Source organism: Sphingomonas sp. UBA978 (genome assembly GCF_002292295.1).
Lineage (GTDB): Bacteria > Pseudomonadota > Alphaproteobacteria > Sphingomonadales > Sphingomonadaceae > Sphingomonas.
In genome coordinates, this window is sequence record NZ_DBBS01000018.1 from 63,144 (window position 1) to 88,196 (window position 25,053).

Here is a 25,053-nt window from a genome sequence, read left to right on the forward strand (position 1 = left end):
GGGCGGCGATGCGCTGGGTAAACGTCCGGCCGCGCCGCGGCACCGCCCTCCTGCTCGGCGCCTTGCCGCTGCTGCTGGTGCTGCTGCTCTACGTCACGGTGTCGGCGGCGCATCATGCCGCCAACCCGTCCGACAAGGTGCTGCCGACGTTCGGCGCGATGACCGCGGCGATGCATGGCCTGCTCGCCGAAGCGGACCCGCTGACCGGCCGGCTGATCTTCTGGGCCGACACCGTCGCCAGCCTGCAGCGGCTCGGCCTTGCGCTCGGCATCTGTGCGCTGTCGGCGCTGCTGGTCGGACTGGTGCTCGGCGTGCTGCCCGCCGCCCGCGCGACGCTCGGCGGGCTGGTGACGACGATCGCGGTGATCCCGCCGATCGCCCTGCTGCCGGTGCTGTTCATCGTCTTCGGCCTCGGCGACACCGCCAAGGTCGCGCTGATCGTCATCGGCGTCGCCCCCTTCCTGATCCGCGACCTCGCCGATCACATCGCAGCCATCCCGCAGGAACAGCTCATCAAGGCGCAGACATTGGGCGCGAGCAGCTGGCAGCTCGCGCTGCGCGTCGCGCTGCCGCAGGCGCTGCCCCGCCTGATCGCCGGGCTGCGGCTGTCGCTCGGGCCGGCCTGGGTCTATCTGATCTCGGCGGAGGCGATCGCGTCCGACGTCGGGCTCGGCTATCGCATCTTCCTCGTCCGCCGCTATCTGTCGATGGACATCATCATCCCCTACGTCGCTTGGATCTCGCTGCTCGCGATCGTGGCGGATGTCGCCCTCGCCCAGCTCAGCCGGCGCGCGTTCGCCTGGGCGCATCAGGCCGGCCGATGAGCGACCTCCTCTCCTTCCGCAACGTCTGGCTCGAATATGGCGACAAGATCGTGCTCGAGCGCGTCGATATCGACATCGCCGAGCGCAGCTTCGTCTCGATCGTCGGCCCGTCGGGGGCGGGCAAGAGCAGCTTCCTGCGCCTCGTCCTGGGTCAGGAGGCGCCCACCCGCGGCCGTATCCTGCTCGACGGCACGCCGCTGACGCCCGAATGCGGCCCCGACCGCGGCGTGGTGTTCCAGCGCTATTCGGTGTTCCCGCACCTGACCGCGCTGCGCAACGTCATGTTCGGCGCGGAATGCACGCAGGCGCCGCTCACCGCCCGCCTGTTCGGCCGCGCCCGCCGCGATGCCGCCGATGCCGCCGCCGCGATGCTGCACGAGGTCGGGCTGGGCGACGCGCTCGACGTCTACCCCGCGCAATTGTCGGGCGGGATGCAGCAGCGGCTGGCGATCGCGCAGGCGCTGATGGCGCGGCCGCGCGTGCTGCTGCTCGACGAACCGTTCGGCGCGCTCGATCCGGGCATCCGCCAGGACATGCACCGGCTGATCCTGCGATTGTGGGAGGAGCATGAGCTGACCGTGCTGATGGTGACGCACGACATCGGCGAAGCCTTCGGCCTCGGCACCCGGGTGCTCGCCTTCGACAAGCGCCGGCACGATCCGCACGCGCCGCACCGGTTCGGCGCGACCGCCACCTACGACCTGCCGCTGACGCGCAAGACGCGCGCCGACGCCGTCGAGGTTCCGGAGGAAGTATTACGTTTGACAGAATCGGTAATAACTGGGACACCTGCCGCATCGTGAAGGACGCCTCTCCCTCCAGCCTCGCGCGGCTCAGCATGAGCCTGCCCGCCGAACTCTTCCGCCAGCTCGACGCGATGGTGGAGGATCGCGGCCTGCCCTCGCGGTCGCAGCTGATCGCCGAGCTGATCCGCGACGAACTGGCCGAACACGGCGCCGCCTCGCGGCCGGAGGACATGCTCGCGGGGACGATCACGCTCGTCTATCGCGCCGAATTGGGCCGCGTCCGCCACCAGCTGGCGCAGACGCAAAGTGACTATCTGAAGGAGGTCATCTCCTCGCAGCATGTCTTCCTCGAGGACGACCAGTCGCTCGAGGTGCTGCTGGTACAGGGGCCGGCCCGGCGGCTGCGCGACCTGTGCGATGCGCTGCGCAAAGTGCGCGGCGTCCAGCAATTGCGCCTGTTCACCACCACCGCGCTGCTTCCCCCGCTCCACGAACAGGACGAGGTCGCGCCGCACAGCACAGGAAAAGCGGCATGAACACGCTTGCAGATCCCAATGCCGCCCGCGCGCATGCCCGCGCCATGGGCGGCACCGTCGTCGAGGCGATGCCGGTCCTGCCGCCCCGCGCCGACGACCTGCCCGCCGACATCGCGCCGGACGATCTGCTGTGGGAGGAGACGGTCGCCGCGGGCGGCTATGCGACGCGCATCCTGCGCCGCGGCACGCGGTTGCGGCTGATCGACCTTCAGGGCGATGCCTGCGCCTCGCTGCTGCTGTTCAATGCGACGATGCCGACCGAGCGGCTCAACATCGCCGACACGGTGAAGGTACAGTGGAACGCCTATCCCGGTGCCGGCAGCCTGCTGCTGTCCGACATGGGCCGGGTCATGGCGAGCATCGAGACGGACGAGGCCGGCACGCACGACGCGTTCTGCGGTCCCTCCACCCCCGCGTCGAACGCCTTGCGCTACGGTGACGGCAGCAATGCGGGCGCGCATCCCAGCGCGCGCGACCGGCTGTTGCTCGGCGCGGCGAAGCACGGCCTCGGCCGGCGCGACATCCATCCCTGCATCAACCTGTTCAAGGGCGTGGCGATCGCGGCGGACGGCGGCGTCGCGGCACGGATCGGCCCGTTCGCGCCCGGCCGCGCGCTGGTGCTGCGCGCCGACATGGACGTGATCCTCGTCCTCGCCAATTGCCCGCATGTGCTCGACACGCGGCCGTGGAGCGTCACGCCGCTGCGCGCGACCGCATGGCGCGGCGCGGTCGCCGGCCCGGACGATGCGATCCGCAACGCGACGCCGGAACGGCAGCGCGCCTTCCTCAACACCGACGATCTGTACCGCTGCTGAGATGGACACCATGGCTCACACGCAGGACCTCACCGGCCCCATCCTCCACGACGCGATCGTGCCGGCACGCGCCCCCTGGCTGCACCGGCTGACGGCGGGGCAGACGCTGCGGATCGTCGATCTGGAGGGCAACCAGGCGGTCGATTTCCTGCTCTACGCGACCGACGACGATGCCGAACGCTACAGCGCGCAGGATACGATCGCGGCGCAGCAGAACATCTTCCTGCGCACCGGCAGCGTGCTGCGGTCGAACGAAGGGCGCGCGATGATGACGATCGTCGCCACCTCGGTCGACTATCACGACACGATCGGCGGCGCCTGTTCGTGCGAATCGAACACGCTGCGCTACGGCATGCACACCAAGGCCCAGCACGCCTGCGTCGACAACTTCCTTGAGGCCAATCTGCGCGACGGCCGCGGCAAGCGCGACATCGTGTCGAACATCAACTTCTTCATGAACGTGCCCGTCGAACCCGACGGCGCGCTCGGGATCGTCGACGGCATCTCCGCGCCGGGGCTGACCGTGGACGTCCGCGCCGAGATGGACGTGACCGTGGTCGTGTCGAACTGCCCGCAGATCAACAATCCCTGCAACGGCTTCAACCCCACCCCCGTCCGCATGATCGTCACCGCATGACCGTGGGCACCGTCCTGATCGCCAACCGCGGCGCGATCGCCTGCCGGATCATCCGCACGCTCCGGCGGATGGGCATCCGTTCGGTCGCGGTCTTCTCCGATGCGGACGAGGCCTCGCGCCACGTCGCCGAGGCGGACGTCGCGGTGCGGATCGGCGCCGGGCCGGCGGCGGAGAGCTATCTCGACGTCGCGCGCATCCTCGCGGTGGCGCGCGAGACGGGCGCGGACGCGATCCACCCCGGCTATGGCTTCCTGTCCGAAAATGCCGGCTTCGCGGAGGCGTGCGAGGCGGCGGGCATCGCCTTCATCGGGCCGACGCCGGACAGCATCCGGGCGTTCGGGCTGAAGCACAGCGCGCGCGCGCTGGCGGAGGCGCAGAACGTGCCGCTCGCCCCCGGCACCGGCCTGCTCGACAGCGTCGAGGCTGCCCTCGAGGCGGCGGCGCGCATCGGCTATCCGGTGATGCTGAAGGCGACCGCGGGCGGCGGCGGCATCGGCATGCGCGTCTGCACCGACGAACAGGCGGTCCGCGACGGCTATGCCGCGGTCGCGCGCCTGGGCGCGGGCAATTTCGGCGACGCCGGCCTGTTCCTCGAACGCTTCGTGCCGCGCGCGCGCCATGTCGAAGTGCAGATCTTCGGCGACGGCCAGGGCCGCGTCGTCGCGCTCGGCGAACGCGATTGTTCGCTCCAGCGCCGCAACCAGAAGGTGATCGAGGAGGCCCCCGCCCCGCACCTGCCCGACGCGATCCGCGCCGCGCTGATCGAGGCGGCGGTACGGCTCGGCGAGGCGGCGCGCTACCGTTCGGCGGGCACCGTCGAGTTCCTCTACGATCCCGAGCGGCAGGACTGGTTCTTCCTCGAGGTCAACACCCGGCTGCAGGTCGAACATGGCGTCACCGAAGAGGTGACCGGCGTTGATCTGGTCGAATGGATGGTGCGCGGTGCCGGCGGCGACTTCGCCTTCCTCGACCAGCCCGTGCCGCCTCCGCGCGGCTGGTCGATCCAGGCGCGCCTCTATGCCGAGGACCCCGCGGTCGATTTCCGCCCCGCGGCGGGCACGCTGACCCGGGTCGCCTTTCCCGACGACGTCCGCGTCGAAAGCTGGGTCGAATCCGGCTCCGACGTGTCGTCCTTCTACGATCCGATGCTCGCCAAGCTGATCGTCCACGCCGACACCCGCGAGGCCGCGGTGGCGGCGATGCAGGTCGCGCTCGACCGCACGCAGTTCGCGGGGATCGAAACCAACGTGCGCTGGCTGCGCGACGTCACCCGCAGCGGCGATTTCACCAGCGGCGACGTATCGACCCGCTCGCTCGAAAGCGTGGTCCACCGTCCGCAGAGCATCGTCGTCCGCTCCGCCGGCACCGCGACCACGGTACAGGACTATCCCGGCCGCGTCGGCCTGTGGGACATCGGCGTGCCGCCGTCGGGGCCGATGGATGCGCGCGCATTCCGGCTCGGCAACGTGCTGCTCGGCAACGATTCCGATGCGCCGGGGCTGGAGGTGACCGCGACCGGCCCGACGCTGCAGTTCAACGCCGCGGCGCGCATCTGCCTGACCGGCGCCGATTTCGCCGCGACGCTGGACGGCAAGCCGGTGCCGCGCAACGCGCCCGTCGTCGTCGGCGCCGGCCAGTCGCTCGCGCTCGGCCGGGTCGGCGGCGGCGGCATGCGCGGCTATATCCTGTTCGCGGGCGGGCTCGACGTGCCGACCTATCTCGGCAGCGCCAGCACCTTCGACCTCGGCGAGTTCGGCGGTCACGGCGGGCGGCGGCTGCGCGTCGGCGACACGCTGCACCTGACCACGCACGCGCCCGCGGCGATCCCGGGTCCGCGCGTTGTCGAACAGCCTGCCCTCGGCCCCGACTGGACGATCCGCGTCCTGTACGGGCCGCATGGCGCACCCGATTTCTTCGCGCCGGAGGACGTCGACACGATCCTGTCGGCGGAATGGCGCATCCATTACAACAGCAACCGCACCGGCGTGCGGCTGGTCGGCCCCAAGCCGCGCTGGGCGCGCAAGGATGGGGGCGAAGCGGGGCTGCACCCGTCCAACATCCACGACAATCCCTATGCGATCGGCGCGCTCGATTTCACCGGCGACATGCCGATCATCCTCGGCCCCGACGGTCCCTCGCTCGGCGGCTTCGTCTGCCCGTTCGTGGTCATCGCGGCGGACCTGTGGAAGGTCGGGCAGCTCGCGCCGGGCGATCGCGTCCGCTTCGAACAGGTCAGCCTCGCGCAGGCGGATGCGGCGAGCCAGGCCGAGGAGGCGTGGATCGAGCATCGCCCCGTCGCGCCCGTCGCCGGCGCGCCCTCGACCGGCCATGACGCGATCCTCGCCGACATGCCCGCCGACGGACTGCGCCCGCGCGTGCTGTTCCGCCGCCAGGGCGACCGCAACCTGCTGGTCGAATACGGGCCGATCACGCTCGACCTCGAACTCCGCCTGCGCGTCCATGCCGCGACCACCGCGCTCGCCGCGCTGGCGCTGCCCGGCATTCTCGACATCGTCCCCGGCATCCGCTCGTTCCAGGTCCATATCGACGGCGTCCGCCTGAAGGAGGCGGCGCTGATCGAGCGGCTGACCGCGATCGAGCACGACCTCGGCGATCTCAACGACTTCGTCATCCCCTCGCGCGTCGTCCACCTGCCGCTGAGCTGGAACGACCCCGCGATCCGCGAGACGATCGACCGCTACATGCGCGTGGTCCGCGACGATGCGCCCTGGTGCCCCGACAATATCGAATTCATCCGCCGCGCCAACGGGCTCGCCAGCGCCGACGACGTCCACCGCATCATCTTCGACGCCAGCTACCTCGTCTACGGCCTCGGCGACGTCTATCTCGGCGCGCCGGTGGCGACGCCGATCGACCCGCGCCATCGCCTCGTCACGACCAAGTACAATCCGGCGCGGACGTGGACGCCGCCCAACGTCGTCGGCATCGGCGGCGCCTATATGTGCATCTACGGCATGGAAGGCCCGGGCGGCTACCAGCTGTTCGGCCGCACCATCCAGGTGTGGAACACCTATCGCCAGACCGGCGCCTTCGCCGACGGCAAGCCGTGGCTGCTGCGCTTCTTCGACCAGATCCGCTTTTTCCCGGTCAGCCACGACGAGTTGACCGAATGGCGCCGCGACTTCCCGCTCGGCCGCCGCGACATCCGGATCGAGGAGACGGAGTTCCGCCTCGCCGACTATCGTGCCTTCCTCGCCGAGAACGATGCGTCGATCACCGCCTTCGAGGCGCGCCGCAACGCCGCCTTCGCCGACGAGCGCGCGGAATGGGAACGGCGCGGCGAATTCGACCGCGTCGCCGACCTCGCCGGCGCCGACGGCGACGTAGCGACCGATGCCGTCGCGGTCCCCGATGGTGCGGCACTGGTCGAGGCACCGTTCGGCGGCAACGTCTGGAAATTGCTGAAGGCGGTCGGCGATCCGATCGCGGCGGGGGAGACGATCGCGGTGCTGGAGGCGATGAAGATGGAATTTCCCGTGCTCAGCCCCGCCGCCGGCACCGTGGCGGCGCTCTACGTCGCCGAGCAGCAGACGGTGACCCCCGGCGCACCGGTGCTGGCGCTGATGCCGGCATGACCGCGCTCGACCGGCTCCCGATCGCCGGCATCGCCGCCGATGTCCGGGCGGGTCGCTGCACCGCCGTCGCGGTGATCGAGGACGTGCTGGAACGGCTGGCCGCCTATGACGCGGTCCAGTCCGCGATATGGATAGCGCGCCACGATGCCGACGCGCTCCGCGCCGCGGCCGCGCATGTCGATGCGCGCCTCGCCGCGGGCGAGGCACTGCCGCTCGCCGGCGTGCCCTTCGCGGTGAAGGACAATATCGACGTCGCGGGGCTCGACACCACCGCCGCCTGCCCCGCCTTCGCCTATCGCCCCGACCGGTCCGCGACCGTCGTCGAGCGCCTCGTCGCCGCGGGCGCGATTCCGGTGGGCAAGACCAACCTCGACCAGTTCGCCACCGGCCTCAACGGCACGCGCAGCCCCTATGGCATCCCGCGCAATGCCTATAACCGCGACTGGATCAGCGGCGGATCGAGTTCCGGATCGGCGGTCGCGGTCGCGGCGGGGCTGGTCGCCTTCGCGCTCGGCACCGACACCGCCGGATCGGGCCGCGTTCCCGCCGCGTTCAACCATCTCGTCGGATTCAAGCCCACCCGCGGCCGCTGGAGCAGCCATGGGCTGGTCCCCGCCTGCCGCACGCTCGACTGCATCACCGTCTTCGCCGGTTCGCCGGACGATGCCGCGCTGGTCGACGATGCCGTCGCCGGCTTCGACTCGGACGACGCGCTGTCCCGCCCGCTCGCCGACGTCCCGCGTGCGCGCCGCCGGATCGGCATCCCGCGCGCCGACCAGTGCCGCTGGTTCGGCGATATCGACTCCGAATTTCTGTACCGGCAGGCGCTGGCGGGCCTCGATGCGGAGATCGTGACGATCGACCTGGCGCCGCTCGATGAGGCCGCGCGCCTGCTATACGACGGGCCATGGGTGGCGGAACGCACGGCGGCGCTGCAACCCTTGCTCGACCGCGACGCCGATGCGGTGCATCCGGTCGTCCGCGCGATCGTCGAACAGGGGAAGGATTACAGTGCGATCGACGCCTTCAACGGCGGCTACCGCCTCGCCGAACTCGCCCGCATCGCGGCGCGGATGTGGGCGGAGGTCGACCTCATCGTCCTGCCGACCGCGCCGACCAGCTATCGCGTCGCCGAGATGCTGGCCGCCCCGATCGCACTCAACGCGACGCTCGGCGCCTATACCAATTTCGTCAATCTGCTCGACATGGCGGCGATCGCGGTGCCGACCGGCACCTATGGCAATGGCGTCGGCTTCGGCGTCACGCTGATGGGACCGGCCGGCATCGATCGCGCGCTGATCGATGCGGCAAGGACCCTGTTTCCCGCGTCGGCCTCCCCGCCGCCGCTTGACCTGGAGGGACGGATGGACAGCGTGAAACTGGCGGTGGTGGGTGCGCACCTCAAGGACATGCCGCTGCACTGGCAGCTCACCTCGCGCGACGCGCGCTTCGTCGGCGCGACGACGACGGCGCCGACCTATCGCCTCTACGCGATGGCGGACAGCGTGCCGCCGAAGCCGGCGCTGGTGCACAGCCCCGACGGCGCCGGCATCGCGGTGGAGGTCTACGAACTCGACATGGCCGCTTTCGGCAGCTTCGTCGTCGACGTGCCGCCGCCGCTCGCGATCGGCACGGTGACCCTCGCGGACGGCAGCCAGGTGAAGGGCTTCGTCGCCGAACCCCGCGCCCTGACCGGTGCCGAGGATATAACTGCGCTCGGCGGCTGGCGCGCCTATATCGCCCGATGAGGCTGCCGACACGCTGACGCGCGCCGCCGACGCCGCGTGACGTGCCGGCATGTCATGCGATGCCGGGTCCGATATCGCTGCCCCAAGCGGCCGGCCGTGTGCCGTGCGAAGATCGTTCGCGCGGCCACGGCTCGCATCGTGCCGCTGCGCCTGCCGAAGACCCGCTTCCGACATCCTTGACCGCCACGGAGCCGGCACCCCGCCCCGCCGGCGCGGGCGGTCGCCGTCCCATGCCACTCGCAAGCCCCTTGCCGTCAGTTAATTACACGATTAAGTACCACTCATCCCCACCGGTAGGATGAGTGAACATGCCGTCGCGCCCGATCCTGACGCTCCTGTATCCCGCCGCTGCCGACGGCTTCGATTTCGACTATTATGCCAGCCGGCACCTGCCGCTGGTCGATCGAATCTGGGGGCCGTTCCTCGACCGCGTCGAGGTGCTGCGCGGGATCGCGTCGAGCGTCCCGGGCGACGCGCCGCCGTTCACCGCGATGACGATCCTGCATTTCCGATCGAACGCCGATCTGCAGGCCGCCGTCGCCCATCCCGATGCACCCCTGCTCCAGCAGGATATCGCGCGCTTTTCCGGCGTCGCGCCGGTCGGGCAGGTCAATATCGCGGTGAAGGGCTGAACGGATGGCGGGACCTTTGGCAGGGCTGCGGATCGTCGAATTCGCAGGGATCGGACCGGCGCCGTTCGCCGCGATGATGCTCGCAGACCATGGCGCGGAGGTGATCCGCGTCGAACGCCCCGAAGACCTGACCGATGCGGCGATCGCCATCCGCCGGCGCGACGTCACGCTGCGCTCGCGCGCCTTCGTCGCGGCGGACCTCAAGTCGGTGGAGGATCGCGACCGGGTGCGCGACCTCGTCGCCGGGGCGGACGGCGTGATCGAGGGGTTCCGGCCGGGCGTGATGGAGCGGCTCGGCCTTGGCCCCGCCGAGCTGCTCGCGCGCAATCCCCGGCTCGTCTACGGCCGGATGACCGGCTGGGGGCAGACCGGTCCCTATGCGCAGGCGGCGGGGCACGACATCAACTACATCGCGCTCAGCGGCGCGCTCCACGCCTTCGGCCGCGAAGGCGACAAGCCGACGCCGCCGATCAACATGGTCGGCGATTTCGGCGGCGGTGCGATGATGCTCGCCTTCGGCATAGTCAGCGCGCTCTACCATGCCCGCGCGACCGGCGAGGGCCAGGTGATCGATTGCGCGATGACCGACGGCAGCGCGCTGCTGATGAGCGCGATCTGGAGCATGCTGGCGGTCGGCATGTGGCGCGACGAACGCGGCGTCAACCTGCTCGATACCGGCGCGCATTTCTACGACACCTACGAAACCGCCGATGGCAGATTCATCGCGCTGGGATCGATCGAACCCAAATTTTATGCGCTGCTGCGCGAAGCGGCCGGGCTGACCGACGCGGACTGGGACGACCATTTCGACCCGGCGCGCTGGGCGGCGCTGAAGCCCCGGCTGGCCGCGATCATCCGCACCCGGACGCGCGATGCCTGGACCGCCGAGATGGAGGGCAGCGACATCTGCTTCGCCCCCGTGCTGTCGATGGCCGAGGCGCCGCTCCACCCCCACAATGCGCAGCGCGCAACGTTCGTCGAGATCGACGGCGTGATGCAGCCCGCGCCCGCGCCGCGCTATTCGGCGACCCCCCTGCCGCGCCCGCGCATGTGGGACGGCGTACCGCGCCCCGGCATCGCCTTCGACGCCACCGCCACCCCACGCTGATCGCCGCCCCATCGGGCGCGATCGCCCTTCAACGCACGAGACAGGACAGCACAGCATGTCGGAAGCATGGATCATCGACGCCGCCCGCACCCCCCGCGGCATCGGCAAGCCGGGCAAGGGCGCGCTCGCGGGGCTGCATCCGCAGGTGCTCGCCGCCACCGTCCTTGCGGCATTGGTCGAACGCAACGCGATCGACAGCGCGACGATCGACGACGTCATCTGGGGCACCAGCGCGCAGCGCGGCGCACAGGGCAACGACCTCGCGCGCATGGCGCTGCTCGACGCCGGGCTGGACATCCGCGTCAGCGGCGTGACGCTCGACCGGTTCTGCGGGTCGGGGATCACCGCGGTCGGCCTCGCCGCGGGCATGATCGCATCGGGGTTCGAGGAGGCGATCATCGCGGGCGGGACCGAGATGATGTCGCTGACCGCGACGATGGCCGCACAGGAAGCGGCACGCGGCGAGCCGCCGATGATGATGGATGCGGGCAACCTGCGGCTGCGCGCGCGCCATCCGCAATCGCACCAGGGCGTCTGCGCCGATGCGATCGCGACGATCGAGGGGATCACGCGCGCGGACGTCGATGCGCTCGCGCTCGAGAGCCAGCAGCGTGCCGCCGTCGCGATCGCGGAGGGCCGGTTCGCGCGCAGCCTCGTGCCCGTCCACAATCCCGACGGCACGATCGCGCTCGACCGCGACGAATTTCCCCGCCCGGGCACGACCGCCGAGGGGCTGGCGGCGCTGCGCCCGTCGTTCGCGGTCATCGCCGACGTCGCGGTGGACGAGGCGGGCACGACCTATCGCGTGCTGGTCAACGCCCGCTATCCCGACCTCTCCATCCAGCACATCCACCATGCCGGCAATTCGTCGGGAGTGGTCGACGGCGCCGCCGCGCTGCTGCTCGCCTCGCCCGAATATGCCCGCCGCCACGGGCTGACGCCGCGCGCGCGCATCGTCGCCACCGCCAATGTCGGCGACTGTCCGACGCTGATGCTCAACGCCCCCGTCCCCGCCGCGCGCAAGGCGCTGGCCAGGGCGGGCCTGAGCGTGGACGACATCGACCTGTGGGAGATCAACGAGGCGTTCGCGGTCGTCACCGAAAAGTTCATCCGCGACCTCCGCCTCGACCGGTCGCGCGTCAACGTCAACGGCGGCGCGATCGCGCTCGGCCATCCGATCGGCGCGACGGGCGCGATCCTGATCGGCACCATCGTCGACGAACTGGAACGCCGCAACCTCCGGCGCGGGCTGGTGACGATGTGCGCGGCGGGCGGCATGGCGCCCGCGATCATCGTCGAGCGGATGTAGCCCCCGATGCCAGCGGGGGGCGCGCGCGCGCCCCTCCCCGCCGGTCACGCCCCGCCCGTCAAGCGTCGTCGGCGAGCACGCCCTTGAGGAAGATCGTCACCACCTGATCGATATATTGGCGCTTCAGCGCATCGTCGACGACGGTGATGCCATAGCAATATTTCAGCGACACGCTCGACGAGAAGAGATGATCGCACATGCCGATCACGTTGAAATAGAGCAGTTTCGGATCCACGTCGCGGAATTCGCCGATCGCCCGCCCGTCGCGCACGATCACCTCATAGGCCGCGGCGATCGGCTTCAGGAAGCGGTCGGCGATCCGCTGGCGCTCCTCTTCCGTCCCCTCCTGCAACAGCTTTATCATCAGCCGGCTGAGATAGGGGTAGTTGTGATAGGTGTTGATGAGGCCGGCGAGGTGATAGCGCAGCTTCTTCGACGGGCGGATGTCCATCGCCAGCAGATGCTCCAGCTCGGCGAGGTTGTTCTCGGTATCCCGCTCCAGCAGCGCGCGCAGCAGGCCGTCCTTGCCGCCGAAATAATAGCGGACCAGCGCGGCGTTGAGCCCCGCCTTGGCGGCGATGTCGCTCAGCGGCACGTCGAGATTGTCCGCCTCGCGCATCGCCACGCTCGTCGCCTCGAGCAGCCGTGCGCGGCCCGACGCCGGGGCCTCCACGTCCTGGTCGATCGCCTTCCTCCCCGCCACGCCTGTTCCTTAACCGATTGATGAACCAATCTATCGCGAAAGTCCGGGCGCGCCAAGCGATGAATGGCATTCGGGGATCAGGCGGAAACGGGCAGACGTCCGCGCAAGGCGACGACGAAACGCTCCTTCAGCAGCGCCAGCGACGCGGTCGCCAGCGTCTTGTTGCCGGTCAGGTCGCGTCCGATCGCCAGCCCCTGCGTCGCCGCGATCAGCAGATAGACCTCGTTGAGCAGCCCCAGCGGATCGTTCATCGCGAATTGCTCGGCGACCTGCATCACCTTGCCGCTCGCCAGCGCGCTGACCGAGCGCATCGCGCGCTGCAGCCCCTCCTCGAGGCTGACGTCCCAACGGCTGGCGAGCTGGATCTCGGTGAAGGCGCGCGCGGGCAGGTCGGTCTGCACCCGCCACAGGATGCTGGGAAAATCCATCATCCCTTTCAGCAGGTCGCTATGCCGCAGCAGCCCGCTCTCGACCGCGGCGAGCATCCGCGTCATCGCCTCCTCGGCGGTCGCGACCATCAACAGATCGCGGGTCGGAAACTGGTGCAGCAGCGACCCCCGGCTGACCCCGGCATCGTCGAGCACCGCCTGCGTCGTGGTCGCGGCATAGCCCTGCAGCGCGACCAGCTTGATCGCGCTCGACAGCAGGATGTCGCGCGTCGCCTTGCCGCGGGCGCGCGTCGCGACGTTTCGCTCGCCGCTGGGGGCAACAGGCGTGGCAGGCACATCATTCATCCCGGACGGTCGCGACTGGCGCGCATTGTAGGGAGGCGCGGGCACCGCTGTCCATCCATCGGCGCGGCAGCGGACGGAATTTCCTTTGTTCCGATAGGCATCCGGCCTCGTCGGGCCGATGGCGGCGGCCCCGTGTCAATGCGTCGAAAAGACCAGCCCGTCGAACTGGCCGTCCGCCAGCCACCGGTCCTTGAGCGCGAAGAAAGCCGCGGCCCCCGCACCATAGCCGAATCCCTGCGCCGCCTCCTGCGTCAGCTTGCCCTCCAGATTGTAATAGCCCGGCGTGCATTGCTCGAAGAAGGGGACGAGATTGGCCGCCACTTCGCCGCAATGCGCCACCCAGGCGTCCTCGGCCGCCTGCGTCGCCTCGACGACGGGGCGGTCCGCCCGCCGGGCATGGCCGACCACCGCCGCGATCGCCTTCGCCCCCTCGGCGAGGCCGTGGCAGAAATTGGCGGGCAAGGCGGCCTGCGCATTCTGGTGCAGGAACAGGTTGGGGAAGCCGTGGACGTGCATGCCGTGGAAGGTGGAGAACCGCCGCGACCATTTGTCCTGCAACGACAGGCCGTCGCGACCGACGATGTCGTACCCAGCGCGGCGGACGTAATCGGTCCCGACCTCGAACCCCGAAGCGAAGACGATGCAATCGACCGGATATTCGACCCCGCCGACGCGGATCCCCGTCTCGGTCACCGCCTCGACGCCGCGCCCGTCGGTGTCGAGCAGCGTGACATTGGCGCGGTTGAAGGTTTCCAGATAGCCGTCGTGGAACACCGGCCGCTTGCAGAAGCGGCGATACCAGGGCTTGAGCCGCTCGGCGGTGGCGGGATCGGCGACGATCGCGTCGATCCGGGCGCGGATCTCCTCCATCTTTTCGGCATCCGCGACTTCGGCGGCGTGCAGGATCTGCAGTATCGCGTCGGGCCCGCTGGCGCTCGCCGCCGCCGCCGCGATCTTCTTGAACAGGAACGTCCAGCCATCCTCGATCAGATCGCGTTCGGCCGGCGCGCCGGACGTCAGCGCGTTGAAATTGTCGATCCATTCCTGCTGCCAGCCGGGCTGGAGCGAGGCGACCCAGGCGGGATCGGTCGGCACCTCGCGCCGGACGTCGACGCCCGACGGTGTGCGCTGGACGACGTAGAGCCGCTCGGCGTGCGCGGCGAGATGGGGAATGCACTGGATGCCGGTCGCGCCGGTGCCGATGATCGCGACGCGCTTGCCCTTCAGTCCGGTCAGCTCGCCGCCGGGGCCGCCGCCGGTATAGGCATAGTCCCAGCGGCTGGTGTGGAAGGTGTGGCCCGCGAAGCCCGCGATGCCGGGAATGCCGGGCAGCTTCGGCCGCGATAACGGCCCGTTGGCGGTGACCAGATAGCGCGCCTCGATCACGTCGCCGCGATCGGTCGACACCCGCCAGCGGCCGGATTCCGCGATCCATTCGGCGCGGGTCACCAGCGTCTGGAACAGCGCCCGCCCGCGCAGCGACCAATGGTCGACGATCCGTTCGGCATGCGCGCGGATCTCGGGCCCCGACGCATAGGAGCGCGGCGGCATATAGCCCGTCTCCTCGAGCAGCGGCAGATAGACGTAGGACTTCATGTCGCAGGCGAGGCCGGGATAGCGGTTCCAGTACCAGGTCCCTCCGAAATCGCCGCCCTTCTCGATCATCAACACGTCGTCGATCCCGGCATCCTTCAGCTTCACCGCGGTCAGGATGCCGCCGAAGCCCGCGCCGACGATCGCCACCTCGCACGTCCGCACCACCGGCGCGCGCTCGACGCGCGCGACATAGGGGTCGTCGGCGAAATAGGAAAAGTCGCCGCCCGTCCCGATATACTGGTCGACGCCGTCCGTGCGCAGCCGCTTGTCGCGCTCCTCGCGATAGCGGACGCGCAGGGCTTCGAGATCGACCGGGGCCGCCCCGGCATCAACAACGGACATATCCAGCTCCTTGTCATCCCCGCGGCCGACCGGCGCAGGCGGGGTCGTGGCGTCTTGGTGACTCAGGCGGGCTTGACCCAAAAGCTGTCGAGCCCGCGAAAGCCGGGATTCATCGTATAGACCGCCTCATGCGCCGGATCGGCGACCAGCGTCGGGACGCGGGCGACCATCGCCTTCAGCAATTCCTGCGCCTCCAGCCGCGCGAGCGGCGCGCCGAGGCAGGTGTGCCGCCCCCCGCCGAACGAGAAATGCTTGACCGGCTTGCGCGCGATGTCGAACCGATCGGGATCGGGATTGACCGCGGGATCGTGGTTGAGCGCGGTCAGCATGACCGAAATCTGGTGCCCCCTCGGGATGGCGACGCCGCCCAGTTCCATGTCTTCCGCCGCGATCCGGTCGGTCGAGAAGATCGGCGGTTCGAACCGGATCGCCTCGTCCACCGCATTGGGGATCAGGCCGGGATCGGCGACCAGCCGCGCCCAGCTGTCGCCGGTCCGCAGGATGTTGCACAGCGTCGTGCCGAGCAGGTCGGTCGTCGTCTGGTTGCCCGCAATCAGCAGCACCTGCGCATGTTCGACGATCTCCGGGTCGCTCAACCGTTCGCCCTGATGCTCGACGGTCATCAGCGCGGTGATGAGATCGTCGCCGTCCATCGGGCCGGCGCGGCGCAGGGCGATCTCCGCGCTGAACAATTGGTAGAGGCTGACCGCCGCGGCGGCCCCCTCCTCCTTCACCGCCGGCGGCGCGAGCGGGTTGAGCATCGCGGCGACCATCCGGTCCGACCAGACCTTGAAATCGTCGTGATGGCGCGAATCGATGCCCAGGATGTCGGCGATGGTGATCGTCGGCAGCGGGCGCGCGATCGCGTCGATGAAGTCGAACCCGCCGCCGTTCGCGCCCGCCGCGTCGATCAGCTGGTGGCACAACGCGGCGACGCGCGGCCGCGCCCGCTCGATCCGCTCGGCGTTGAAGGCGCGGCCGACCAGCCCGCGCACGCGCTTGTGCAGCGGATCGTCCATGAACATGATCGGCGGATCGCGCGTCAGGTCCTCGCCGCGCAGCCGCCGCGTCGACGTCTCCACCGTGTTGCGCGGGTCGCTCGGCAACTGGCGGTCCGCCAGCACCTTGCGCCCGACCTCCGCCGACAGCACGACATAGTCGCGCAGCACCCCGTCGTGCAGCACGGGGCATTTGCCGCGCGCCGCGTTGAGCACGGCATGCGGATCGGCGCGGAACGTCGGGGACAGCGAGGTGAGTTCCAGCCCGCGCGGCAGATCGTCGGGGACAGCGGTCATCATGGGGCCTTTCGCGGACATCAGGTGAGGGGCTGGAGATTGAGGATCTGCTTCGCCAGCGCGAGCAGCGCGACGTCGCTGGCCGGTTCGCCGCGCACCGCCGCCTCGATCTGGCGGTGGCGCGTCGCGATCTCGTCGCGATACTCGGGGTGGGTGACGACGTAGGACCGCCGCTCCGCCAGCGCGGCGAACGCCTGGTCGGCGACCGCCGCGGGGGTGATGCCGTTGTCGACGAACGAGCGGGTGAAGGCGCGCTCCTCCGCCGCCGCGCTGGTCAGCGCATCGTGCCCGACGTGATCGGGCAGATTGCGGTCGGCATCGGTGATGTTGGTGGCGACGCTGCCCGGGCACAGCACCGCGACGTGCAGGCCGAGCGGGCGCAGTTCGTGCGCCAGCGTTTCGGAAATCGCGACCACCGCATGCTTGCTCGCCGAATAGACCGCCGATCCCCCCGGCGAGACGATCAGCCCGGTGATCGACGCGGTGTTGAGCACATAGCCCTGCGCGCCGCTGGCGATCATCGCGGGCACGAACAGGCTGATGCCATAGCCCAGCCCCAGCACGTTGACCGAGATCGTCCAGCGCCAGTCCTCGGGCGTCGCGGCGCTGGCAGGCGCCTTCCACGCGATACCGGCGTTGTTGACCAGCAGATACGGCGCGCCATGATCGGCGATCACCTGCGCCGCGACGTCGCGGTAGCGGTCGAGATCGGCGACATCGAGTCGGTAGGTGACGACGCTTGCGCCGCCGGCGCGCAGATCCTCGGCCGCCCGCGCCAGCGCGCCCTCCTCGATATCGGCGAGCAACAGCGTCATGCCCTCCGCCGCGCAGCGCTGCGCGATGGCCAGGCCGATCCCGCTCGCGCCGCCGGTGATGAACGCCGTCTTGCCGCGCATGTCCATGCCGCTCCGCTCCTTCGTCATCGGGTCCGTCCGACTCGCTTTTGTCGTTGCTATTAGTCTATACTGACTATTATTGGATTGCTAGCCGTGATCGGCGACGGGCGGCGTGTAATAGAGCGCGCGCGCACCCGGATCGCGCTTGATCCGGCCGATCTCGTTGCGCGCGATCATGCGCAGATGGACCTCGTCGGGCCCGTCGACGAAACGCAGCGCGCGCGCCCAGCCGAGGAAGCCGGCGAGCGGCGTGTCGTTGGTCAGGCCCATCGCGCCGAACACCTGCACCGCGCGATCGATCACCCGCGTCTGCAATCCCGCCGCGACCACCTTGATCGCCGACACGTCGATCTTCGCCGCCTTGTTGCCGAGCCGGTCGAGCACCGACGCGGCACGCAGCACCAGCAGCCGCGCCTGGTCGATCTCGATCCGCGACAGCGCGATCCAGTCCTGGATATTGGCGTAGTCCGACAGGTAGCGGCCGTAGACGCGGCGTTCGAGCGCGCGCTCGCACATCAGGTCGAGCGCCAGTTCGCACTGGCCGATCGTACGCATGCAATGGTGGATGCGACCCGGCCCCAGGCGCGCCTGCGCCAGCGCGAACCCCGCCCCCTCCTGCCCGAGCAGGTCGGTCACCGGCACGCGCACGTCGCGGTACAGCAATTCGCAATGCCCCTCGACCGCCAGATGGTTGAGGACGGGCACGTTGCGCACGATCGTGAGGCCCGGCGTGTCCATCGGCACGATCACCATCGAATGGCGCGCATGCGGCGAGGCGTCGGGATCGTCGTCGGTGACGCCCATCACGATCGACATCCGGCAATGGGGGTGCAGCGCGCCGGTCGTGAACCATTTGCGGCCGTTGATGACATAATGGTCGCCGTCGCGGCGGATGCGCGTTTCGAGGTTGGTCGCATCGGCGGAGGCGACGTCCGGCTCGGTCATCGCGAAGCACGACCGGATATCGCCGCGCAGCAGAGGGTCCAGCCAGCGGCTGCGCTGCTCGGGGGTGGCGAACAGGTGGAGCAATTCCATGTTGCCCGTGTCGGGGGCGCTGCAATTGAACACTTCGGCCGACCAGGGCATCCGCCCGATCTGTTCGGCGAGCGGCGCGAATTCGAGGTTGGTCAGCCGCGTGCCCGGCTCGTCGTCGCGCAGCGCGGGCAGGAACAGGTTCCACAACCCCTCGTCGCGCGCCAGCTGCTTGAGCGGCTCCATGATCTCGGAGGGATAGCGGCCCGCCTCGGTCGCATGCGTCCAGGCGCGATTCTGCGGCAGGACATAGGTGTCGCGGAACGCCGCCATCCGGCCCCTCAGGTCCTCGACGCGCGGCGAATATTCGAAATCCATGGGATATCCTTTGGAAAGAGAGCTGCGGCTCAGGCGACCTGTTCGACCGCGAGCCGCGCGAAGCGTCCCGCGAGCCGGCCGACGTCGGAGGCATTGTCGGCGCTGGCGGTGCCCTGCCGCGCGCGCGCCGCAATCCCTTCGAAGATCACCGCGAGGCGGAACAGCGAGAAGGCGGTATGGAACGGCGCGACCGCGAAGGTCTGCGTCGCGGCGGCGCGATAGCGGTCGAGATAGTCGCGCTCGCTCGGGATGCCGAGTGCGGCATGATCGAGATCGGCGATCCCCATATAGTCGGCGGCGTTCAGGTGCCAGCCGAGCGCACTATAGGCGACGTCCGCCGCGGGATGGCCCAGCGTCGACAATTCCCAGTCGAGCACGCCGACGACGCGCGGTTCGACGGGGTGATAGATCAGATTGCCGATGCGGAAGTCGCCATGGGCGATCGTGCTGACGTCGCTCGCCGGAATGTGGCGCGGCAGCCAGTCGATCAGGAAATCGATGTCCGCCGACGGCGCGCCCTCGGCCAGCTGCCATTGCCGCGTCCAGCGTCCGACCTGCCGTTCGAAGAAATTGCCCGGCCGTCCGAAATCGGCGAGGCCGCACGCCGCCCAGTCGACCGCATGCAGCGCCGCGAGCGTATCGGCCATCGCGAGATACATCGCGCGCCGGTCCGCGGGCGACACGCCGGGCAGCGAGGGATCGTTGAACACCCGCCCCTCGATCCGCTCCATCAGATAGAAGGGCGTGCCGATCACCGCGCGATCGTCGCAATAGAGCACCATGTCGGGCACCGGCACCGCGCTGCCCGCCAGCGCCGCCATCACCCGATATTCGCGATCGATCGCATGGGCGGAGGGCAAGGCGTTGGGCGGCTGCTTGCGCAGCACGAGCCGCCGGTCGCCATAGGTGAGGAAGAAGGTCGGGTTCGACTGGCCGCCGGGAATCGACTCGATCGCCAGCGTTGCGGGCGCGCCGGGCAGCGCCGCCGTCAGAAATTTTTCGAGTGCCGCTTGCATAGAATTACGTCCGCCCCTCCCGCTTGTGCGATATTCTGGTCTTAGGTGACTGATTCATCCGGGATAAATCGCGCCTTTCGGCGAAATCCCCTCGTAAACCCGCCGTTCGGGCATCTGCATACGGGATGCACAAACCACTATCCGCTTCGTATTTATACGTGTAGTTAAGACCGCGAGTGAGGTAAAGCGCTTCCTGAGAAACCGGCAAAACGGTTCCGGGCCACGCCGCCCCGCACGATCGTCGAACGAAGAATCCTGAGGAGGGGATATGTCGAAAAGGGCTTTGCTGGGGACGGTGTCCCGCATCACATTCGGGGTCTGCGCGGCAGCGACCGCAGCCACCGGCGCCTGGGCGCAGACCGCCGCGCCGGCGCCCGCCCGGACCACGCCGGCCGCCACCGCCACGACCGCCGCCCCGGCTACCGCCCAGACCACCGCAGACGACGCTCCCGACATCATCGTCACCGCGCAGAAGCGCAGCGAGAGCATTCGCGACGTCGGCATGTCGATCCAGGCGCTGTCGACCCGGTCGCTGATCGACGCCGGCGTCGCCGCGCCGCAGGATCTGGTCAAGGTCGTGCCGGGCTTCGCCAGCAACCCGACGCCCTATGGCGCCAACGTCTATACGCTGCGCGGCATCGGTTATCAGGAAACCACGCTGTCCGCTGCGCCGACCGTCACCGTCTACAGCGACGAGGTGCCGATCCCGTTCAGCCCGGAAACGATCGGCGTCGCGCTCGATCTGGAGCGGGTCGAGGTGCTCAAGGGGCCGCAGGGCACGCTATACGGCCAGAATTCGACCGGCGGCCTCATCAACTTCATCGCCGCCCGCCCGACCGACCGGCTCAGCGCCGGCGGCCAGCTCAGCTACGCCAGCTTCGGCGCGGTCGATGTCGAGGCCTTCCTGTCGGGGCCGGTCACCGACACGCTGAAGGCACGCGCCGCGTTCAAGGTCAGCCAGGGCGGCGCATGGCAGAAGAGCTACACGACCGGCGCCAAACTCGGCGAGCGCGACCTGCTCAACGGCCGGCTGCTGCTCGACTGGAATCCCGGCAGCCGCTTCCACGCCAGCCTCAACGTCAGCGCATGGCGCGACCATGGCGAGACGCCGGCGCCGCAATTCTTCGGGCTGCAGGTGCTGACGCCGGGCGCGACCGCGCTGATGCCGCCCGGGCTGGTCGCCTATCCCGTCGCGCCGCACGACAATCGCTACGCCGACTGGGACCAGGGCGTCGACTATCACCGGCGCAATTCCTTCGTCTTCACCTCGCTCCGGCTCGGCTATGACGTCACCGACGACGTCAGCCTGACGACGCTGTCCTCCTATCAGCATTTCCGGCGCGACCAGCCGGTCGAGGGCGACGGCACCTCCTTCGAGGATTATTCGACCGTCCAGCAGGGCGACGTGAAGACCTGGTATCAGGAGGCGCGGCTCGCCGGCACGTTCGGCGGTCGCGGCAACTGGATGCTGGGCGGCAATTACGAACACGACACGGTGTTCGACCAGTTCCAGATCCTCGACAAGGATGGGTCGCTCAGTCACGTCCTGCTTTCCGTATCGCCGCTCGTCATCCTCAACCTGCCGGGCAATTACGAGCGGACGGACCAAAGGATTTCCACGGGCGCGGTGTTCGGCAACGTCGAATATCCGCTCACCCCGACGCTGAAGCTGCAGGGATCGGCGCGCTATACCAAGACCACCCGCAACTTCTTCGGCCAGGCGTTCGATGGGGTGAACGGCAACACCGCCTTCTTTTTCACGCTGCTGCAGGCGCAGCTGCGTGCGGCCTATGGCGTCTTCACGCCCAGCGGGCAGACGCCGGGGCTGAAGGACTGCCTGTCGCTGGGTGCGGCGCCGACCTTCCTGATGGGATGCCGCACCGACACGCTGAAGGAGGACAATGTCAGCTGGCGGGTCGGCCTCAACTGGAAGGCGTCGGCGGACACGCTGCTCTATGCCAACGTCAGCCAGGGCTACAAGGCGGGCAGCTTCCCGACGATCATCGCCTCCACCCAGGCGGAGATGGACCCGGTGACGCAGGAAAAGGTGGTCGCCTATGAAGCGGGCGTGAAGACGGCGCTGTTCGACCGCACGCTCGACCTGACCGCGGCGGCCTTCTACTACGACTATCGCAACAAGCAGACGATCGGCCGCTATGCCGACATCGCGTTCGGGACGCTGCTGAAGCTCATCAACGTGCCGAAATCGCGCGTCGCCGGCGTCGAGCTGTCGGCGGCGTGGCGTCCGGTGCCCGGGCTGACGATCAACCCGGTGCTCTCCTATATCGATACGAAGGTGCGCGGCCGCTTCCTCAACTTCGACTATCTCGGCCAGCCGCAGGATTTCGGCGGCCAGGCCTTCCCGCTCGTGCCCAAGGTACAGGGGTCGCTCGACGCGCAATATCGCTGGTCGATCGGCGGCGGGGCGAAGGCGTTCCTCGGCGGAAATCTCGCGGTGCAGGGCAAGACCTATTCGGGCTTCATCCCCAACGACAACGAAAAGGTGCCGTCCTACACGCTGCTCGACCTGCGCGCCGGGGTGGAGAAGGACGGCTGGCGGCTGAGCGTGTGGGGACGCAACGTCACCGACAGCTGGTACTGGACCTCGGCCACGCGCATCAACGACGCGCTGGTCCGCCAGACCGGCATGCCGCGCACGATCGGCGCAACGATCGGCTTCGCCTACTGACCCGCGGCGGGTGGAGGGGATCGCCCTCCCCCGCCGGCGGCATGCACATTCCATCCTAACTCGGACGGGGGTTCCTTACCGTAATGACGACACGCAGCTATCGGCTGGCGGGTGTGGCGCTGCTCGCGCTGATGCCGGCGCCAGCATGGGCACAACCCATCATCCAGCAACCGCCAGAGCCACAGCAACAGGAGCAACAGCAGGAGCAGAAGGCGCCCGCAGCCACGGCGGCGGCGGAACCCGGGGATATCGTCGTCACTGCGCAGCGCCGCAGCGAACGGTTGCAGGACGTGCCGATCGCGATCACCGCGGCGACCGGCGAGCAGCTGGCGCAGGCGCATGTCGAGAACATCACCAACATCCAGAGCCTGTCGCCGAGCATCCAGTTCCGCTCGCAGGCGAACGGGGCGTCCTCGGCCAACGTCATCATCCGCGGCCTCGGCACGACCGGCACCAGCCGCGCGTTCGAAGGCGCGGTCGGCATCTTCGTCGACGGCGTCTATCGCACCCGCGCCGCCGCGGTGGTGCAGAACTTCCTCGACATCGATTCGCTCCAGATCCTGCGCGGGCCGCAGGGGACGCTGTTCGGCAAGAACACCTCGGCGGGCGCGGTGCTGCTGACCAGCACCCGGCCGGAGGCGACACCGACCGCGACCGGCGAATGGACGGTCGGCAATTACGGGATGGTGTCCGTCCGCGGCGCGGTGGGCGCGGGCCTGTCCGATACCGTCGCGGTGCGCGTCGCCGGCCTCTACAGCGGCAGCGACGGCTTCTACACCGACCCGAACGACCGCCGCGCCATCGCCGACAGCGCATCGCATGCGGTGAAGGCGCAGATCCTGTGGGAGCCGTCCGACCGCCTGTCGTTCCAGCTGATCGGCGACGATGCGAAGAGCGTCGGCCATTGCTGCTTCGCGACGTCCAGCTACAGCCCCGGCGCGGTGCAGCCGCTGATCGACGGCCTGATCCGCGCGCGCGGATTGCGCACGCCGTCGCCCCGGCTCAGCGATTTCGAACAGGTGCTAAGCAATCCGGGCCGGCAGGTCGTCCGCGACTATGGCGGCACGTTGCTCGCCTCGCTCGCGATCGGCGGCGACACGATCAAATCGGTGTCCGCGATCCGCAAGTTCGTGATCGACCAGCGCAACGGCGATGCCGATTTCTCCGGCGCCGACATCCTCAACCTCGACGAACGCTTCGCCAGCCGCTTCCTGTCGCAGGAGCTGACCTTTAACGGCAAATCCGCCGCGCTGCACGCCGATTACGTGCTCGGCGGCTTCGTCTCGGACGAACAGCTCGATCTCGGCCGCAACCTGCGCTGGGGCAGCCAGGCGCAGACCTTCTGGAACACCCTGCTGGGTGCGGGGCGGGTCTATGCGGCGCCGGGCCTGTGGTCGAACGAGATCATGACCGGATCGGCGCAATCCTATGCGCTATTCGCGCATGCCGACGTCGAACTCGGCAAGGGGTGGAAGCTGCTCGGCGGCCTGCGCTATTCGATCGAGCGCAAGCGCGGCGCGTTCGCCAACGGCTTCTACCGCAACCGCCCCGACGACACGTTCCGCGTTCTCGGCCTGATGCCCGCACCCGCCTATGACGTCGCGACGACGGACCGCGCGCTGTCGGGCACGCTCGGCGCGCAATATTCCTTCAGCCGCGATGCGATGGTCTATCTGACCTACAATCGCGGGTTCAAGGCGGGCGGCGTCATCCTCGACGCCAATGGCGCCGGCGGCGCCGCCAACAACCCGGCGATCGTCGCCGGGGCGCGGCCACTGTCGCCGATCTACCGCCCCGAAAAGGTCAACGCCTTCGAGTTCGGCGGCAAGTTCAGCTATCTCGACCACCGCGCCCACACCAACGTCGCGATCTTCTACAACACGGTCTCCGACCTTCAGGTCGCGCAGTTCATCGGCGTCCAGTTCACCGTCCTCAACGCACGGTCCGCGAAGACCTATGGACTGGAGCTGGAGAACAGCATCAGGATCGGTCAGGCCCTGACGCTCAACCTCGACGGAACGTGGCTGCCGCATGCGCGCTACGGCGTCGATCCGTCGCTGTCCGCGATGCTGTCGGGGCAGAGCGTCCGCTTCGTGCCCCGGCTGGGTGGCAACGCCTCGCTCAACCTCGACCAGCCGCTCGGCGACCGGCTGGCGCTGACCGGACGGGTCGAAGTCCAATATACGGGCCGCGAATATCTCGACAATTCCAGCAAGATCACCCGCCCCCCGGTGACGCTGCTCAACGCCAATCTCGGCGTCGACATTGCCGATGGCGGCGTTCGGCTCGAGCTGTGGGGCCAGAACCTCACCAACCGGATCTACGCCAATGCGGCCTTCCTCGCGCCGCTGCAGGGGACGACCGAGAACGCCTATATGGCCCCGCCCCGCACCTTCGGGCTGCGGACGAAGTTCCGATACTGAGCGACCGACACCATAATCTTTCTGGTCAGTGTTGACTATTACTTGCGGTGTGCAACAC

Annotated in this window: 19 protein-coding genes; 12 read left to right on the forward strand and 7 right to left on the reverse strand. The window is 69.1% G+C overall.

All coding sequences use genetic code 11. The annotated features are described in order from the left end of the window. Positions 1-8: 8 nt before the first annotated feature. The 10 genes from B2515_RS10145 to B2515_RS10190 all read left to right on the forward strand — a co-directional run bounded on the left by B2515_RS10145 (position 9) and on the right by B2515_RS10190 (position 11,951). A complete protein-coding gene (locus tag B2515_RS10145) occupies positions 9-824 on the forward strand; it encodes an ABC transporter permease (protein ID WP_293876095.1) in 816 nt (271 codons plus the stop codon). Then, entirely contained in the window at positions 821-1,627 is an 807-nt protein-coding gene (locus B2515_RS10150; protein WP_293876096.1) for an ATP-binding cassette domain-containing protein, read from the forward strand. The genes B2515_RS10145 and B2515_RS10150 overlap by 4 nt, the downstream gene beginning before the upstream one ends. Positions 1,628-1,662: 35 nt before the next feature. Beyond that, a complete protein-coding gene (locus tag B2515_RS10155) occupies positions 1,663-2,106 on the forward strand; it encodes a CopG family ribbon-helix-helix protein (protein ID WP_293876374.1) in 444 nt (147 codons plus the stop codon). Further along, complete coding sequence (locus B2515_RS10160; RefSeq protein ID WP_293876097.1) at positions 2,103-2,921, forward strand: urea amidolyase associated protein UAAP1; 819 nt, start codon at positions 2,103-2,105, stop codon at positions 2,919-2,921. The genes B2515_RS10155 and B2515_RS10160 overlap by 4 nt, the downstream gene beginning before the upstream one ends. 10 nt (positions 2,922-2,931) lie before the next feature. Continuing rightward, on the forward strand, positions 2,932-3,558 hold the full coding sequence (locus B2515_RS10165; protein ID WP_293876098.1) for an urea amidolyase associated protein UAAP2: 627 nt from the start codon (positions 2,932-2,934) through the stop codon (positions 3,556-3,558). Further along, positions 3,555-7,154, forward strand: a complete 3,600-nt coding sequence (gene uca / locus B2515_RS10170; RefSeq protein ID WP_293876099.1) for an urea carboxylase — start codon at positions 3,555-3,557, stop codon at positions 7,152-7,154. The genes B2515_RS10165 and uca overlap by 4 nt, the downstream gene beginning before the upstream one ends. Then, positions 7,151-8,902, forward strand: coding sequence for an allophanate hydrolase (atzF, locus tag B2515_RS10175; RefSeq protein ID WP_293876100.1), 1,752 nt, complete (start codon positions 7,151-7,153; stop codon positions 8,900-8,902). Before uca ends, atzF begins: the two co-directional genes overlap by 4 nt. A gap of 308 nt (positions 8,903-9,210) precedes the next feature. After that, positions 9,211-9,534 carry an EthD family reductase gene (locus tag B2515_RS10180; protein ID WP_293876101.1) on the forward strand — a complete coding sequence of 108 codons (324 nt, stop codon included), beginning with the start codon at positions 9,211-9,213 and terminating at the stop codon, positions 9,532-9,534. Between the two features lie 4 nt (positions 9,535-9,538). Next, complete coding sequence (locus B2515_RS10185; RefSeq protein WP_293876102.1) at positions 9,539-10,642, forward strand: CaiB/BaiF CoA transferase family protein; 1,104 nt, start codon at positions 9,539-9,541, stop codon at positions 10,640-10,642. 55 nt (positions 10,643-10,697) lie between these two features. Next, positions 10,698-11,951, forward strand: a complete 1,254-nt coding sequence (locus B2515_RS10190; RefSeq protein WP_293876103.1) for an acetyl-CoA C-acetyltransferase — start codon at positions 10,698-10,700, stop codon at positions 11,949-11,951. A 58-nt stretch (positions 11,952-12,009) separates the two neighbouring features. On the opposite strand, the gene B2515_RS10195 is transcribed toward B2515_RS10190, so the two are convergent. The 7 genes from B2515_RS10195 to B2515_RS10225 form a co-directional block, all read right to left on the reverse strand. Next, the gene (locus B2515_RS10195) at positions 12,010-12,654 is read right to left on the reverse strand and encodes a TetR family transcriptional regulator (protein WP_293876104.1); all 645 of its coding nucleotides are present in this window, start codon (positions 12,652-12,654) and stop codon (positions 12,010-12,012) included. A 77-nt stretch (positions 12,655-12,731) separates the two neighbouring features. Next, entirely contained in the window at positions 12,732-13,379 is a 648-nt protein-coding gene (locus B2515_RS10200; protein ID WP_293876105.1) for a TetR/AcrR family transcriptional regulator, read from the reverse strand. 144 nt (positions 13,380-13,523) lie between these two features. Continuing rightward, positions 13,524-15,326 carry a flavin-containing monooxygenase gene (locus tag B2515_RS10205; protein ID WP_293876106.1) on the reverse strand — a complete coding sequence of 601 codons (1,803 nt, stop codon included), beginning with the start codon at positions 15,324-15,326 and terminating at the stop codon, positions 13,524-13,526. Positions 15,327-15,388: 62 nt separating this feature from the next. After that, positions 15,389-16,621 carry a cytochrome P450 gene (locus tag B2515_RS10210; protein WP_293876107.1) on the reverse strand — a complete coding sequence of 411 codons (1,233 nt, stop codon included), beginning with the start codon at positions 16,619-16,621 and terminating at the stop codon, positions 15,389-15,391. Positions 16,622-16,641: 20 nt separating this feature from the next. Further along, positions 16,642-17,544 (reverse strand): SDR family NAD(P)-dependent oxidoreductase, encoded by a 903-nt coding sequence (locus B2515_RS10215; protein WP_293876108.1) that lies wholly within the window; start codon positions 17,542-17,544, stop codon positions 16,642-16,644. 60 nt (positions 17,545-17,604) lie between these two features. After that, positions 17,605-18,867 carry an acyl-CoA dehydrogenase family protein gene (locus B2515_RS10220; protein WP_293876109.1) on the reverse strand — a complete coding sequence of 421 codons (1,263 nt, stop codon included), beginning with the start codon at positions 18,865-18,867 and terminating at the stop codon, positions 17,605-17,607. A 29-nt stretch (positions 18,868-18,896) separates the two neighbouring features. Next, on the reverse strand, positions 18,897-19,883 hold the full coding sequence (locus tag B2515_RS10225) for a phosphotransferase family protein (protein WP_293876110.1): 987 nt from the start codon (positions 19,881-19,883) through the stop codon (positions 18,897-18,899). A gap of 268 nt (positions 19,884-20,151) precedes the next feature. On the opposite strand from B2515_RS10225, the gene B2515_RS10230 reads away from it, so the two are divergent. Beyond that, the gene (locus tag B2515_RS10230; protein WP_293876111.1) at positions 20,152-22,572 is read left to right on the forward strand and encodes a TonB-dependent receptor; all 2,421 of its coding nucleotides are present in this window, start codon (positions 20,152-20,154) and stop codon (positions 22,570-22,572) included. Positions 22,573-22,655: 83 nt separating this feature from the next. After that, positions 22,656-24,995 carry a TonB-dependent receptor gene (locus B2515_RS10235; RefSeq protein ID WP_293876112.1) on the forward strand — a complete coding sequence of 780 codons (2,340 nt, stop codon included), beginning with the start codon at positions 22,656-22,658 and terminating at the stop codon, positions 24,993-24,995. Positions 24,996-25,053 lie beyond the last annotated feature (58 nt).